The sequence below is a fragment of the Pilibacter termitis genome (assembly GCF_900167335.1).
GTDB lineage: Bacteria > Bacillota > Bacilli > Lactobacillales > Streptococcaceae > Pilibacter > Pilibacter termitis.
Window position 1 is genome coordinate 19,286 of the sequence record NZ_FUXI01000028.1, and the last position, 15,306, is coordinate 34,591.

Annotated in this window: 17 protein-coding genes; all 17 read right to left on the bottom strand. The window is 38.9% G+C overall.

Annotated features, from left to right (window positions below; all coding sequences use genetic code 11):
* Positions 1 to 30: 30 nt before the first annotated feature.
* Complete coding sequence (locus B5D30_RS13785; RefSeq protein ID WP_159443302.1) at positions 31 to 186, bottom strand: hypothetical protein; 156 nt, start codon at positions 184 to 186, stop codon at positions 31 to 33.
* A gap of 73 nt (positions 187 to 259) precedes the next feature.
* On the bottom strand, positions 260 to 1,273 hold the full coding sequence (locus tag B5D30_RS10625) for a glutathione S-transferase family protein (protein ID WP_078808057.1): 1,014 nt from the start codon (positions 1,271 to 1,273) through the stop codon (positions 260 to 262).
* An 85-nt stretch (positions 1,274 to 1,358) separates the two neighbouring features.
* A complete protein-coding gene (locus tag B5D30_RS10630; protein ID WP_078808070.1) occupies positions 1,359 to 2,504 on the bottom strand; it encodes an amidohydrolase in 1,146 nt (381 codons plus the stop codon).
* 345 nt (positions 2,505 to 2,849) lie between these two features.
* Positions 2,850 to 3,686, bottom strand: coding sequence for a transporter substrate-binding domain-containing protein (locus B5D30_RS10635; protein WP_078808058.1), 837 nt, complete (start codon positions 3,684 to 3,686; stop codon positions 2,850 to 2,852).
* Positions 3,687 to 3,722: 36 nt separating this feature from the next.
* The gene (locus B5D30_RS10640) at positions 3,723 to 4,481 is read right to left on the bottom strand and encodes an amino acid ABC transporter ATP-binding protein (RefSeq protein ID WP_078808059.1); all 759 of its coding nucleotides are present in this window, start codon (positions 4,479 to 4,481) and stop codon (positions 3,723 to 3,725) included.
* On the bottom strand, positions 4,474 to 5,235 hold the full coding sequence (locus B5D30_RS10645; protein WP_144399575.1) for an amino acid ABC transporter permease: 762 nt from the start codon (positions 5,233 to 5,235) through the stop codon (positions 4,474 to 4,476). The genes B5D30_RS10640 and B5D30_RS10645 overlap by 8 nt, the downstream gene beginning before the upstream one ends.
* A complete protein-coding gene (gene cysK / locus B5D30_RS10650; protein WP_078808061.1) occupies positions 5,228 to 6,169 on the bottom strand; it encodes a cysteine synthase A in 942 nt (313 codons plus the stop codon). Before cysK ends, B5D30_RS10645 begins: the two co-directional genes overlap by 8 nt.
* A complete protein-coding gene (locus B5D30_RS10655; RefSeq protein WP_078808062.1) occupies positions 6,166 to 7,311 on the bottom strand; it encodes a trans-sulfuration enzyme family protein in 1,146 nt (381 codons plus the stop codon). The genes cysK and B5D30_RS10655 overlap by 4 nt, the downstream gene beginning before the upstream one ends.
* Positions 7,271 to 7,450, bottom strand: a complete 180-nt coding sequence (locus tag B5D30_RS13265; protein WP_144399576.1) for a hypothetical protein — start codon at positions 7,448 to 7,450, stop codon at positions 7,271 to 7,273. Before B5D30_RS13265 ends, B5D30_RS10655 begins: the two co-directional genes overlap by 41 nt.
* Positions 7,447 to 8,304, bottom strand: a complete 858-nt coding sequence (locus tag B5D30_RS10660; protein ID WP_159443303.1) for a transporter substrate-binding domain-containing protein — start codon at positions 8,302 to 8,304, stop codon at positions 7,447 to 7,449. Before B5D30_RS10660 ends, B5D30_RS13265 begins: the two co-directional genes overlap by 4 nt.
* Before the next feature lie 2 nt (positions 8,305 to 8,306).
* A complete protein-coding gene (locus B5D30_RS10665; RefSeq protein ID WP_078808064.1) occupies positions 8,307 to 9,269 on the bottom strand; it encodes a glutathione S-transferase family protein in 963 nt (320 codons plus the stop codon).
* A gap of 1 nt (position 9,270) precedes the next feature.
* Complete coding sequence (gene hisC, locus B5D30_RS10670; RefSeq protein WP_078808065.1) at positions 9,271 to 10,356, bottom strand: histidinol-phosphate transaminase; 1,086 nt, start codon at positions 10,354 to 10,356, stop codon at positions 9,271 to 9,273.
* Positions 10,349 to 11,440, bottom strand: coding sequence for an iron-containing alcohol dehydrogenase family protein (locus B5D30_RS10675; RefSeq protein ID WP_078808066.1), 1,092 nt, complete (start codon positions 11,438 to 11,440; stop codon positions 10,349 to 10,351). The genes hisC and B5D30_RS10675 overlap by 8 nt, the downstream gene beginning before the upstream one ends.
* A gap of 259 nt (positions 11,441 to 11,699) precedes the next feature.
* A complete protein-coding gene (leuD, locus tag B5D30_RS10680; RefSeq protein WP_078808067.1) occupies positions 11,700 to 12,287 on the bottom strand; it encodes a 3-isopropylmalate dehydratase small subunit in 588 nt (195 codons plus the stop codon).
* Positions 12,287 to 13,672 (bottom strand): 3-isopropylmalate dehydratase large subunit, encoded by a 1,386-nt coding sequence (leuC, locus tag B5D30_RS10685; RefSeq protein ID WP_078808068.1) that lies wholly within the window; start codon positions 13,670 to 13,672, stop codon positions 12,287 to 12,289. Before leuC ends, leuD begins: the two co-directional genes overlap by 1 nt.
* 18 nt (positions 13,673 to 13,690) lie before the next feature.
* Positions 13,691 to 14,734, bottom strand: a complete 1,044-nt coding sequence (gene leuB, locus B5D30_RS10690; RefSeq protein ID WP_078808069.1) for a 3-isopropylmalate dehydrogenase — start codon at positions 14,732 to 14,734, stop codon at positions 13,691 to 13,693.
* Positions 14,735 to 14,836: 102 nt separating this feature from the next.
* On the bottom strand, positions 14,837 to 14,992 hold the full coding sequence (locus B5D30_RS13790) for a hypothetical protein (RefSeq protein ID WP_159443304.1): 156 nt from the start codon (positions 14,990 to 14,992) through the stop codon (positions 14,837 to 14,839).
* Between the last annotated feature and the right edge of the window lie 314 nt (positions 14,993 to 15,306).

A 15,306-nucleotide genomic window follows, 5' to 3' on the forward strand; every position in this document is an offset into this window, starting at 1 on the left:
GCTCGCAACTAACGTTTTGATACTAGTCTTTCAAGAATCTTTGATCCTTAGAAAGACTGTATGCGAAACGAAGTGTAGCAGTGAATAAACGACAGTGTTCACTGTTGCAGACTTCAAAACGCCCCTCTTAGCTTTTCTAGGTCTAGCTGTGAGGGGCAGGAGTTGGCTCGCTGTTCGCAACAGCACTGGAAACTAAGTTTCCAGCAAGTAAATGCTGTGGCTCACTGCGACAAACTCCTAAACGCCCCTCTTAGCTTTTCTAGGCGAACTGTGTTGCTCGGTTGTGAGGTGTTTTCCAAATGGATAAGTCTGGGCCTTTTGGTAGAATTTTTGGTTTACTTTCTTTTTCCAGAATGTGTAGGCTCAAGAAATAATGTTTTTTAATTCCGTCAAAATCTGTCGTGTTGCCAAATCCGTCAGTCTGGTATAAATCTCTCGCATAGCCCCAAAGATTTGGATAGTCAATCAATCGTTTTTTATTAACATTAAATGCAGCGTAATAAGCTGTATCAAATCTAGCGAGCGTGACATACAAACGAACATCGCTATCTGTTATTTTATCGCCATGAAGAAATCGTTGCTTAGACAATCTTTCTTCCAACCAATCCAAGCGATTGAATACCAACTCATACGCTGCCTCATACGCCTCTTGACTTTGAGCAAAACCAGCCTTATACACACCGTTATTGATTTCATGAAAAATAATTTCATTTAGCTCTCTAATTTCTTTTTCTTTTTCTACTGGAAATAAATCGGGAGCGTCTTTTTTATGAAATTTCTTCCACTCTCTTTCCCAATAATAAGTGAGATTGTGGTAATCATTTTGTACTACTTTTTTCGTCTGCAAATCAATTACCGCTGGCACAGTTGGACGACCGCTATACTCTGGGTCTGCATTTTTATATAGTTCACTCAAATATTGTACCTTTAATACAGGGTCGATATTTCCTTCATCCAATGTAAATGCCCAATCAATTTTGCCAATATCAGTAGGTCTAAGCGGGTCAAGCGTCCCTAAGCTAATCACCTCTTCAAGTCCTAGAATTTTCCGCACAATCACCTGTCTATGTGCCCACGGACAAACTGGAGCCCAAATTAAACGATAACGATTTTTTTCAATTGGGAGACTTCCTTCTTCTTCTCCAAAAGGGGTGGTAAATTGATTCGTTTGACGCACGAACCGACCGTCTTTGGCTATTTCTTTGCTTACTGGGCTTGTTTCATTTTTTTGATTTGTTGGTAAAACGCAACATACTTCATTTTCTTTTGACATTTTTTTACTCTCCTTAAAATATTTTTTATACCTGCATTTGTTGAATAACAAGGGAAATTTCCCTTTTTTTCTCAAAAACAATTCGCTACACTAAAAAATTATCCAACACATGAAACGCATTTTCCACGTAATAATTTACAGCTATTGGCAGTGCTTCGTCTTTGACTAGGAAGTTGCTATGGTGCCAACCATTTGCTCCTTCTTCTCCATTTGTGCCGATGAATGCAAAAACTCCTGAGATTTTTTCTTGGTAATGTGAAAAATCTTCTCCTGCATTTGACGGTGTCGCTTGAATAACATTAGCAACTTTCTTACTTCCCTCTACAACAATTTTCGTTAATTTTGGGCAATTATAAGTAACTGGAGCTGAACTTCCCCAAATAATTTCAACACTTGCTCCTAAACTTTCTGCTGTATTTTCAATAATTTTGACAAAACGCTGTTTCGTTTCTTTTCGCAAATCCTGATTAAAACTGCGAATTGTTCCCTCAAAAAAACCGTCATCTGGCAAAACATTCCACGCCTGACCCGTTTCGATATGCGTAACACTTAGCACAATCGCCTCTCGTGCGGGGATATTTCTTGCAACAATCGTTTGAAGTTGTGTTAAAATTGTTGAAATCACAATCGGCACATCTACACCAAGCTGTGGCTCGGCTGCATGCGTGCCAATTCCATGTACTTTGATAAAAAATTGATCAACAGATGCCATAATTCCTTCCTCAATCAAGGCAATTTCTCCTACTTTTAATTTAGGATGGTTGTGAAAACCAAGAATTGCTTGCACATCTTCTAAATGCCCTGCTTGAATGACTTCTACTGCTCCTCCTTGCACTTCTTCGGCTGGCTGAAAAATTAAGCGAACCAGACCATTTAGTTTGTCTTCATTCTCCTTTAAAATTTTTGCCGCACCAAGCAAACTTGTTTGGTGAAAATCGTGTCCGCAAGCGTGCATTATCCCCTCGTTTACTGAAGAATACGGCAACCCTGTTTTTTCGTTAATTGGCAAAGCATCAATATCTGCTCTAAGTGCAATGACTTTCCCATTACTCTTGTCGCCAATTTCAGCAATCACCCCTGTTTTCATACTTGTCGGAACAATTGCAATCCCCCATTCTTCCAATTTCCTCTTTAAAAATTTTGTCGTCTCAAATTCTTCATTCGAAAGCTCAGGATGTTGATGTAAATAGTGCCTTATTTCAACTAATTCTTCATAAAATTCTTTTGTCAACTCTGTCATGTTCTTCACCTTGTAATTATTTTTTATGGGCACCTCTAAAAACTCCGCTTAAGACTAAATTAGCTAGTTTTTCGATTATCGAGGAAATCGACGAAAGCTATGTGGTTCATAGGTTGAGGAGATTGACGAAGAAAATCGGAAAACTAGCAATTTAGGATAAGTGCGAGTTTTTAGAGGTGCCCTTATACCATTTAGTTTTGTTCTGCCTAAATGATTTGCTTATCGGGGAAACTTTTAGCTTTGCTAAAAGCAAGTCTTGCGACTTGGTTTACTTCGTAAACATTCCCCCTCAGCTCAAAAGCATTTCGCTACGCTGAAATACTTCGTATTTCGACTTCACTCAATGATTTTGGGTACAAAATCTCCTTTAAAAAATTGGTTGGATAATTTTTTTAATGTCCCGTCTTTTTCTAATTCTGCTAGGATTTTATTGACCTTCTCTTGCAATTTTTTTCCTTGTTCATCTTTTGTAAAAATAAGATACTCATATCCGTCATGTTCATCTTCACTTTCAGAAGTAATTGGATAGACATTTAGTTTCAAATCCTGTTCTTTTATAATCGTTGTCAACGAGATTGCATCATACAAAATAAAATCAATTTTTCCATTTTCCACATCAAGCAAACGACTGGCAATCGGATAATTTCCGTCCACATAGTTCAACTGAATGGATTGATTGGGGTTTTCTTCATTGTATTTGGTCAAAATCGTTGTAAAATTAGCACTCGGCAGGACTTCTGTCGATTGTTTTGCAAGATTTCCCAAAGTTTTCACTTCTTTTTCAGACTTCGTTGCAATAGCATTGCTTGATTTCGACAAGGGAGATGAATAATAATATTTTTCTTCCCTTTCCTCGTTCCACCCTATGTCATTGGCTGCAATTTGGTAACGACCGCTCGACACGCCTGAGATTACCGAGTCAAAATCTGTCACTTCGATTTTCAATTCGTATTCGGGTAATTTCTCAAACACTTTTTTGACAACTTCTACGTCATATCCTGTCGGCACTTCATCTTTGGCAAAGGTAAACGGATTGGTATCCGCATCTGTTGCTACTGTAATCACCGTTTTTTCCGCCGTTTCTTTGCTTTTTTCTTCCTTTGATTGACAACTTGACAATACGAAAACAGTTAAAAAAACGGAGAAAATAAATAATAATTTTCTTTTCTTCATTATTTCGCTATTCCTCTCACTTGTTTTAGGGCACCTCTAAATAATAAATTCTGGCTCATAATTTTGTTCTTTCATTGATAAAAATTCACGTGTTCTCGGGTTCAGTGGGCGATTAAAGACGTCATCTGTCGAGCCACTTTCAATCAGTTTTCCTTTTTCTAAAAACAAAACTTTCGTTGCTACTCTGCGGACAAAATTCATCTCATGAGAAACGAGTAACATCGTTTGCCCCTCTCTTGTCGCCTGCTGAATGGTCGCTTGCACTTCACCTACTAATTCTGGATCCAACGCACTTGTCGGCTCATCTAAAAGAAGTAATTTCGGCTTAACAGCCAACGCTCTAGCAATCCCTACACGTTGTTTTTGCCCGCCAGACAAATGTTTTGGATAATAATTGACTCTATCAGTAAGCCCTACTTTTTCAATCTCATGCAAAGCAATTTCTGTTGCCTCTTTATCTGAAATTTTCTGCACAATTTTCAAAGCCTCTTTAACATTTTCTAAAACCGTCTTTCGCTCAAACAAATTAAAATGCTGAAATACCATAGCAGTTTGCTTGCGTAACTCTAAAATTTCCTGCTTGCTAATCGTTTCAAAATTGAACAATTGATTCTCCAAAGAAAGTGTCCCGCTATCTGCTTTTTCTAAGTAATTCAAACTTCTTAGAAACGTTGATTTTCCTGCACCACTGGCACCAATCAAGGCAATCACTTCCCCTTTTTGAAATTCAACGCTGATGTTATTTAGCACAATATGCTGATGAAATTTTTTAGAGAGATGCTCTATTTTAAACATCACTTCTCACCTCTTTTCTCCCAAATAATCCCGTTCCACGTCCACGAGGGTCTTTTATTTCCAACTTGTTTTCCAACAAATAAACGAGAAATTCAATCAAAATATTCATCGCCCAATACAAAATTGCCACGGCTAAATAGGTCTCAAAGTAACGAAAATTGCTCCCTGCAATGATTTTCACCTGTGCGGTCATCTCGACTACTCCTGCAACAAATGCAACAGAAGTTCCTTTTAATAGTCCCATTAATGCATTGGCAAGAGGGAGAGTAGCGACTACACTTGCTTCTGGCAAAATAATTCTCCGAAACACTTGCGGATAAGTCATCCCTAGACTTTCTGCCGCCTCGATTTGCCCTTTATCTACCGATTGCAAGGCACTGCGGATTGTTTCCGATTGGTACGCTGCCTCGTTAAAAGAGTATGTAACCAAAACGAAAAGCATTGCTGGCACGCTATTCACGTTCCAATTGGTATCATACGTTGCATTCAAATATTTCAAAAATAGAGGGATTCCTGTATAAGTGATATAAAGTTGCACGATAATCGGAGTTCCTCGAATAAAACTAACAAACACAAGGAGCATTTGATACAATACGGGGATTTTTTTCATTTTTATCACTGCAAAAAGCAGTCCTAAAACTAAACCGATAATCATCGAAACTAGCGTTATTTCTACTGTCGTAGGAATCATTTTGAAAAGTTTTGGAATTGCTTGCCAAACAGCATCTATATCAAAAATTTTTCCTTTATTCATTCTTCGCCTCCTCATAATTTTTTTGAGCAAAAATATCCGTTGATAAATAGCGTTCTCCATTGTCAGCAGCTACAACAACTACGTGTTTGTTTGCTCCGATTTTTCTTGCTACGTCAAACGCTGCATGAATTGCCGCACCACTTGATATACCAAGCAATAGTCCTTTTTCTGCTAATTTTCTCGTTTGAGTAATAGCCTCCTCCTCAGTAACACGCAATACCTCATCATAAAGCGTGGTATCTAGCACTTCAGGGATAATGCCTGCTCCGATTCCTTGGATTTTGTGTGGCGAGGCGATTCCTCCACTTAGTACGGGTGATTTTTCTGGTTCTACGGCAAAGATTTTCACCTCTTTTTTCAACTCTCGAAAATGACTGCCTACTCCTGTTAACGTACCACCTGTTCCCACGCCTGCAACGAATGCCTCAGGCACTGCTCCTAATGCACGAATAATTTCTGGTGCAGTTGTTTGAAAATGAATTTGCGGATTCGCTCTATTTTCAAATTGTCTTAGCGAAAGATAGTTTTGATTTTCTCGCAATAATTCCTCCATTTTTTCAAAACTTGCTGCAATGCCACCACTAGCGGAAGTTTCAATTACCGTTGCTCCATAAGCACGAATAAGTTGTTTTCTCTCACAACTTACCACTTCTGGCAATATCACAATTAAGGGGATTTTTTTGACTGCACAAACAATCGCTAACCCAATGCCAGTGTTTCCACTGCTCGCCTCCACAAGTGTTGTCCTAGCAGTAATTTTCCCCTCACGAATCGCTGTTTCCACCATATTTAAAGCAATTCTGTCTTTTACACTTTTCCCTATATTAAAATACTCCAGTTTTACAAAAACATCTGCAAATTCTCTTTCATTGGGATTTTCCAATTTGACAAGAGGCGTTTTGCCAATTAGTTCGCTAACATTTTGATAAATCATGACAACCTCGCTTTTTCTAGTGCTTGTGCTAAATCTTCTATCAAATCTTCTTTATTTTCAATACCAATCGCAAGGCGAAGATGACGATTGCTAATGCCAAGAATTTTCAATTCTTCTTCACTAAACGATTGATGACTCATTTTGCCAATATGCTCAATCAAACTCTCCACTCCGCCCAAACTTGCTGCCAAATCAAAACGCTGCAACGCTTTTAAAAACACGTCAAGATCGATCGTTTCTTTGAGTGAAAATGAAATCAATGCACCAATTCCACTTGCTTGTCTTTCTTGAATTTCACGCTCTGCTTTATTTGCACTTCCTGCAAAATAGACGTTTTCAACATCTTTATGGTGTTGTAGAAATGCCACTATCGCTTTCGTATTTTCCGTTTGTCTATCTAATCTCACGCTCAATGTTTTTATCCCACGAATAAAAGAATAGCACTCAAAAGGACTTAAAATTGCTCCTTGATTGATTTGGAAAAAACGAAGTTTTTCATGTAGTGTCTCGTTATTTGTCGTAATCAACCCTCCAATCGCATCGGCATGCCCTCCGAAATATTTCGTTGCTGAATAAACGACTACGTCTGCTCCTAACGCTAAAGGTTTCTGATAATACGGGGTTAAAAATGTATTATCCACTGCCACGACAATTCCTTTTTGATGTGCTAAATCGCTGATTTTTTGAATATCGCTCACTCGCAAAAGAGGATTACTCGGCGTTTCAATGAAAATTCCTTTTACATTTTCATCAAAATCTTCTAGTGAATATTCATTCAAATTTTCCACCAATTCATATTCAATGCCATATTGCTGAAAATACTTTTGCACAAACGCATACGTTCCACCATAAATTTCGCTATTAAACAACACCTTGTCCTTTGGCTGAAAAAGACTGAAAAATGCACTGCTTGCTGCCATACCTGAAGAATACGCAAGAGCAAAACGAGCATTTTCACACCCTGCAACCAATTTCTCCAAATGTGTCCTCGTTGGATTGCTTGCTCGTGAATATTGATATTCACCAAATTCGTCCAATCCTTCTTGTTCATACGTTGAAGTTAAATAAATTGGAGGAGTGACAGCGTTGTGTGGTGTCTCCTTAGATGAAATTCCTGTTACTACAAATGTGTCTAGTTTCATGGGATACCTCTTGTCTAGCTATGAGGGGCAGGAGTTGGGTCGCTGTTCGCAACAGCACTGGAAACTGCGTTTCCAGTAAATAAATGCTGTGGCTCACTGCGACAAACTCCTGAACGCCCCGCTCGCTTTTCGTTTTCATTTGCTTTCAAATTGTTCTTCGTTTGGTACGTAGTCTCCTGAAAAATATTTTTCACTTAATTTTTTCAGACGACCGTCTTTGCGGACTGTTTCTAGTTGTTCGTTTACATATTTGACTAATGTTTCCCCTTCCTCATTTTTCGGGAAAATGTAGTAGCTATATGCTGAGCGTGTCGTAACTGCCTCTTCTGGCAATTCAATGACTTCTAAGCCTTCAATATTGTGATCTTTTATTACAAAAGAGGCAATAATAGCACTTTCTAGCTTGAAATCTATTTTTCCAGAGGCAACATCTTCAAATTGTTGACTTAAATCTTTGTCGGTAAATTCAATTGCCACTGGATTTTCTTTATGTTCCTCGTTAAACCCGTTTAAAATCGCTGTATAACTAACCGCTGCCTCACCTTGTGTTTTCTTGCCTGCAATGTCCTCGATAGACGAAATCTTTGAACCTTTTTTCACAACAAGTGCTAAAGGATTACGATAAACTGGTTTGGAAAAAACATATTTTTCTTCACGTTCTTTTGTCTTGGCAAATGAGTTGGCACCAATTTGAAAACGTCCTGTGTCCACTCCTGCTAAAACCGCCTCAAAATCGACCGCTTGAAATTCAACCGAATATTCTTTGCTATCTTTGAATATTTCACGCAAAGCATCTAAGTCAAAGCCTTTTAATTCACCATTTTCCTCTTGATAAGCATAAGGTTTCGGATAAGCTCCTGTTCCGACGAGAACTTCTTGTGTTTTCGTTTCTTTCGTATCCGCCTCCTCTTTACTGCCACAAGCCGTAATTAAACTCAATACTGCTACAATTCCGCTTAAAAAAATGATTGTTTTCCATTTATTGTTTTTCATATTCATACCTCTTTCGTTAATTTTTCTCGATTATGTGGTTCTAGCCAGTTTTCTACTCTTGGACCTTTTGCTAAAATATTGAATGGATTGGACGAAACATTCCCAAGTTGATACCCTTTTTTAATCGCATCAAAATTTGTCGTGTTGCCAAACCCTTTTGTTTGATACAAATCCTTTGCATAGTTCCAAAGGTTTGGAAAATCAATCAAACGGTTGCGATTGACACGAAAAACCGAATAATATGCTGCATCAAACCGTACCAGCGTAACGTAAAGCCGAATATCGCTGTCAGTGATTTCATCGCCAAACAAATACCGAGAACTTCCGAGCCTTTCTTCTAATTCATCCAATCGTTCAAACAACGTATCATAAGCTTTTTCATACGCCTCTTGACTTCTCGCAAAACCTGCCTTATATACACCATTGTTCACATCGTGGAAAAGAATTTCATTGAACGCATCAATTTCTTTTCGCAAATGTCTCGGATATAAATCAGGAGCATTTTTCTTATGAAATTTCTGAAATGCCACTTCTAAATAATTGGTCAAACGAAAATAATCATTGTTGACAACTTTTTTTGTTTGAACGTCTACAACCGTTGGCACCGTTGCTCGCCCTGTGTACTCTTCATCGGTTTGAGCGTAGATTTCGGGTAAATAGCGGATATTTAGCACTGGGTCTACTCCGTTTTCATCTAACGAAAATTCCCAGCCATGCTCCGTTCGAACAGGGCTTGCAGTGCCTAAACTAATCACGTCCTTTAACCCGAGCAATTCTCGCACAATCACCGCTCTGTGAGCCCAAGGGCAAATTTCCGCCCAAAGCAAACGATAACGTCCACTCTCTACTGGCAATTCTCCAGCGTTTTCGCCAAATGGTGTGTCAAATCTATTTTTCTGTCTTTGAAACTCACCTTTTGCGTTGATTTCTCGCTGTTCCTCATGTATTGAAATTTTATTTGTCATGCTATTCCTCCAAAGAAATTTTATCTAATACTTCAAAAAATAATTTATTTTCTTGATGTTTCCCGATTGTTACACGTATAAAATGGTCATAGCCAAACTCACTTCCCCCTCGAAGTAAAATCCCTTCTTTCGCAAATTGTCTCACGATTTCGTCCGTCTTTTTGCCAAAATCAATAAGCAAAAAATTCGTATAAGACGGAATGAAATAAAACCCACGTTTTGTCAATTCTTCCTCATAGAAACGTTTTTCGCTCGCCACTTTCTCCTTTACTATTCCGTAATGCTCTACATCTTGCAAACTCGCAGCTGCCGCCATTACGCTCAAACGATTAGTATTTGGTGGAATTTTAAACTGAAACAAACTATGAATAATGCTAGGATTGGCAATCGCATATCCTACACGCAGAGATGCTAGACCATAAATTTTAGAAAACGTCCGTAAAAACAAGAGATTTTCATACTTTTCTAGCAACGAAAGATTATCCTCCAAAACTTCGTCAGGCACAAAATCAATATATGCCTCATCAACTACCACGAGCTTTGAAGACGGAATTTTCTCCAAAAACTCTACTAAATCTTTTTTGGTGAAAAATGTCCCTGTGGGATTGTTCGGATTGCATAGCCAAATAATTTCCACATCATCTGTTACATTCCTTGCGATTTCCTCCAACGGATAATGGTGATTTTCTAGCGGTATATCAATCATCTCACCATGATTGAGAATAGTTGCTATCCTATACCAATCAAATGTCGGCACCCCTTGTATCGCTTTTTTTCCTTTATTTTGGAAAACTTGTGCGATGAGACCAATCAATTCAAAACTTCCATTTCCGATTAAAATATTTTCTACGCTCACCTTGTGAAATTCAGCAAGTTTGCTCCGCAATGGTTCACCGTCAACATTTGTATAGACATAAGAACTGGATATGTTTTCCGCAATCGCTTGGGGAACTTTTGGAGAAAAGCCAAAATTATTCTCGTTTCTATCGAGCTGCACCATTGGAATTTCCTCTGTATCTTTTATCTCACGCTTGACATATTTTTTCTCAAACGCTTGTAAATTTCTTTTCACGGATAAATTAGACATTTCTTCCTCTCCATTCTTTTATTTTTTCATTCGTTTGAAAAATTCCTTGCTCAATTTCTTCGGCACTTTGGGCTAGTTGCAAATTTAACACTTGTTCCCGCCTGTTTTCCCAAATAAAATGTGAAATTGATCGAACATCTTTTTCGTTTAAATATAAATCCTCTAATGTGAATACATTGTCAAATAACTGAAACAACTTCAACGTTTCTTCCCACTCTTTTGCCGTCACTTTTTGTAGCACTTTTTGAACGAGCAAACCAAAACCAACACGTTCGCCGTGCAATAATTGATTACTTTTTTTCACAAATGTGGACGCATCATAGAACGGATGTCCTAGCCCTTGGTACAATTTCCCACTCTCTAAACTTCCAGTTAAACCTGCTTGCAAAATAATCGCATCAATCACCGCTTTTGCAGACTCTTCAAACTTCCCTTCTTCTGCTTGCTGAATCGCCTTATTTCCATGATGTTTTAAAATTTCCACTCCTTCTTTTGCGATCGCTACAACACTTTGTAAAATAGTATCCACTTTCGTTTTCTCCAAATAAGGTGCGATTTCTATATATTTTGCAATCGTATCAATAATTCCTGCGTATAAAAATCTTGGTGGGGCAGATAAGATAACTTCAGGGTCAACAAGTGTAACTTCAGGCGATTTTTCATTGAAATAAGGTTGCACAAATTCACCTTTTTGGTTGTAAACGATTGAAACAGATGCCCACGATGCACAAGTTGCCGCAATCGTTGGTACGACAATCAGTGGCAGTTTGCTGTCGTTGCTTGCAACTTTCACCACATCTATTACTCGTCCGCCACCAAGAGCGACCAATGACGTAACACGTTCCTTTTGAGCCAATTCGGCAATTTCTTTTGCTGTTTGAAGAGTAGGATAGCCTTGAAACACAAACGAAACAGTCTCTAATTGATTTTGACGAAAACTTTCTTCAATTTTCGCACCAAATCGCTCAACCCCTTTCTGAGTTGCAACAATTAAGACTTTTTCTCCGTATTCTTTTGCATACTCTCCGATTTTTTGAATGATTTTATTTTCGACAATGTACTTTTGTGGTGTTTTAATATACATAGTTTTCTTCCTTTCTCCTTTGATAGAAAATTACTAAGTCAATGAAATGCTAAAACTATCAAGATTTTCTAGCATTTCAGCAAATCTTTCGCTTTTTTAAAAATAGAACTTTAATAGAGTGTACGTGATATTCCTTTAAAATTCAAATAGTCTTTTTCGCTCATGTGATAGCATTCTTCTATATCTATTTTTTCTCTAATCGCAAAAAAAGCCAACTCTCAATGAAAGTTGACTTTTTTTAAAGGTACCCTAAATACTATTACCGCCAATAAACAGGACGATTTTCTTCGTATTCACGAATTAAATCTTCATATTCCAATGTAATTCCAATATCATCTAAACCGTTGACTAATTTATGTTTCCATGTTTCATCTATTTCAAATTCGTAAACTCCTAGACTTGTAGTAATCGTCTGCTCAATTAAATTGATTTCGATTTCTTCATTTGACGGAAGAGTGGCGAGTTTTTCTCGCTCGTCTAGTGGCAAAATGATTGGCAACAAACCATTTTTCAGTGCGTTATTGTAGAAAATATCCGAATAACTTCCTGCAATAATCGCTCGAAATCCATAATCTACAATCGCCCAAGCTGCGTGTTCACGTGAAGAACCTGAGCCAAAATTGTCTCCTGTAATCAAAATTTGAGCATTGCGATGTTGCTCGAAATTTAAAGGAAATTCAGGGTTTTCTGTGCCATCATCTAAATATCGCCATTCAAAAAACATATGTTGACCAAAACCTGTCTTTTCTGTGCTTTTCAAAAATTGCTTTGGAATGATTTGGTCTGTGTCAATGTTATCGTTCATCAAAGGAACGGTTGTACTCATGCAAACAGTAAATTTCTCCATTATACTGCTACCTCCTTTATTACTTTTCTCACATCAATGAATTTCCCCTCAATCGCGGCGACTGCTGCCATTGCAGGAGAACAAAGATGCGTTCTTGCTCCTTTTCCTTGTCGTCCCTCAAAATTACGATTGCTCGTAGATGCACAATGCACGCCCTCTGGCACTTGATCTGGGTTCATTCCGAGACACATAGAGCACCCCGGTTCTCGCCATTCAAAACCAGCCTCAAGGAAAATTTTATCCAACCCAAGTTTTTCCGCCTCACGTTTCACTGGTCTACTTCCCGGCACTACAATGGCGGTAATATGTTCAGCAACTTTTTTCCCTTCAACAAGTGAGGCAGCAAGCTGTAAATCTGAAAGTCTAGCATTGGTGCATGAACCAATAAAGACATACCCGAGTTTGATTTCTTCCGGCTTTTGCCCCGGTTTCAAATCCATATATTGATAGGCACGCTCATCATTGAAATCTTGAATTTCAGGTAATGTTTGAGTCACTTCGATACTCATTTCTGGATTCGTTCCCCAAGAAACCATTGGTGCAAGATTCGATACGTCAAGTGTCAATACTTTGTCATAACTTGCCTCTTCGTCGCTAACGAGCGTTTTCCAATCTGCAACAGCTTCATCAAAATCTTCTGGTGCAAATTCACGTCCTTTCACATAGGCAAATGTTTTCTCATCAGGATTCATCAAACCGATTTTCGCTCCAAATTCAATAGACATATTGGCAATGGTCATTCTCTCTTCCATTTCAAGTGCAGCAATCGCCTCTCCTGTAAATTCAACGGCATACCCACTTCCAGCATCCACTCCATATTTTGCAATTAACGCAAGAATATAATCTTTTGCATAAACTCCCGCTTGAGCTTTTCCTGTAAATTCAATTTTCATGGTTTTTGGTTTTCTTTGCCAAATCGTTTGGGTAGCAAATACGTGTTCTACTTCACTTGTTCCAATACCAAACGCAATCGCACCAAATGCTCCATGCGTTGCAGTATGCGAATCGCCACAAACAATGACTTTTCCGGGCTGACTAAGTCCTCGCTCAGGACCTACCATATGCACAATTCCTTGTTTTTCACTGCCATTTTCAGCAACTGTAACGCCAAATTCTTTGGCATTTTTTGCTAATGTTTCAATTTGATTTTTAGAAACCAAGTCTTGAATATTAAAAATATCGACCGTTGGCGTGTTGTGATCCATTGTCCCATAAGTCAAATCTGTTCTACGTACTTTTCGATTGGCACTACGCAATCCAGAAAATGCTTGTGGACTTGTTACTTCGTGAATTAAATGCAAATCCACATACAAAAGTTGTGGGTCGCCCACTTTTCCTGTAATCACGTGTCTTTCCCAAAGTTTGTCAAAAATTGATTGTTTCATAATAATCCTCCGTTTATATTAAAGATGTTTGATGAGTGCATCAACAAATTCACTCGTACTTGCGTCTCCGCCTAAATCTCTTGTTAAAATTCCCTCGTTCATGACCGTATCACACGCTTGTTCAATCATGCTTGCTCCAACTTCATTGTCAAAACTCTCTCTCAAAAGCATCGCAACAGAGAGGAGCATAGAAACAGGATTGGCGATGTTTTGCCCTGCAATATCTGGAGCAGATCCGTGAATTGGCTCATACAATGACGGCCCTGTCTCAGAATGACTCGCACTCGGCATTACACCTAGACTTCCCGGCAAAACACTTGCCTCATCTGACAAAATATCGCCAAATAAATTTTCAGTTACAATCACGTCAAATTTTTTAGGATTGGTAATCATCAGCATTGCACAAGAGTCTACTAACTGATGTTCTAGCGTAACATCTGGATATTCCGTTGCCACCTCATCTGCAATTTTCCGCCATAATTTACTCGTTGCCAAAACATTTTGCTTGTCAACGGAAGTCACTTTTTTCTTTCGTTTTCGAGCAATTTCAAATGCTTTTCTGATAATCCTACGAATTTCTTCCGCAGAATAATCATTGACATCACGAGCGGAAGTTTCTTCTAGCGTATGCTCGCCAAAATAAATGCCTCCTGTTAACTCACGAACAACCACGAAATCACTTCCCACGACAACCTCACGTTTCAATGGCGAAAGATGAGCAAGTGCAGGATGAACAGTAATTGGACGAATATTTGCGTACAATCCTAAGGCTTTTCGCAATGCAAGCAAACCTTGTTCTGCTCGGACGGGAGCATTGTCGTATTTTGGAGCTCCAATTGCTGCTAAGAGAATGGCATCACTATTTTGGCAAGCCAGCAATGTTTCTTCTGGCAAAGGATGACCAAACTGGTCAATTCCTGCACCGCCAAACGCTTTTTCAACCACTTCATAATCAAATTCAATTTTCTCCGCTACTACTTTTAACACTCTCAATGCCTGAGCCATGATTTCTGGCCCAATACCGTCTCCTGAAAGTGCAACAATTGTTTTCTTCTCTGTCATTTTTTTCTCCGTTTCTTTTTTAGGTGATTTAATAGTTTGTTTGATTTTTTGCTTAGCTAGGAAATGCAGGAGTTTGGCGACTGCTCTCAATGTCGCTCGCAACTAGCGTTGCGAGTAAATAAACGACATGGTTCGCTGTCGCAAACTCCTGAACGCCCCGCTCGCTTTTCTTTGTCTAGCTGCGAGGGGCAGGGTTTGGGTCGCTGTTCGCAATGCCACTTGAAACTTCGTTTCAAGCAAGTAAATGTCATGGCTCACTGCGACAAAACCCTGAACGCCCCGCTTGCTTTTCTTTGTCTAGCTACGTGGGGCAGGAGTTTGGCGTCTGCTCTCAATGTCGCTCGCAACTAGCGTTGCGAGTAAATAAACGACATGGTTCGCTGTCGCAAACTCCTGAACGCCCCTCTACGCTTTTCTTATTGTCTAGCTACGTGGGGCTGAAGTCTGGTGGCTGTTCGCAGTGCCGCTCAAAACTTACGTTTCGATGCTAGTCTTTCAAGAATCTTTGATTCTTAGAAAGACTGTATGCGAAACGAAGTGTAGTAGCAAGTAAACGGCACGGCTCACTGCCA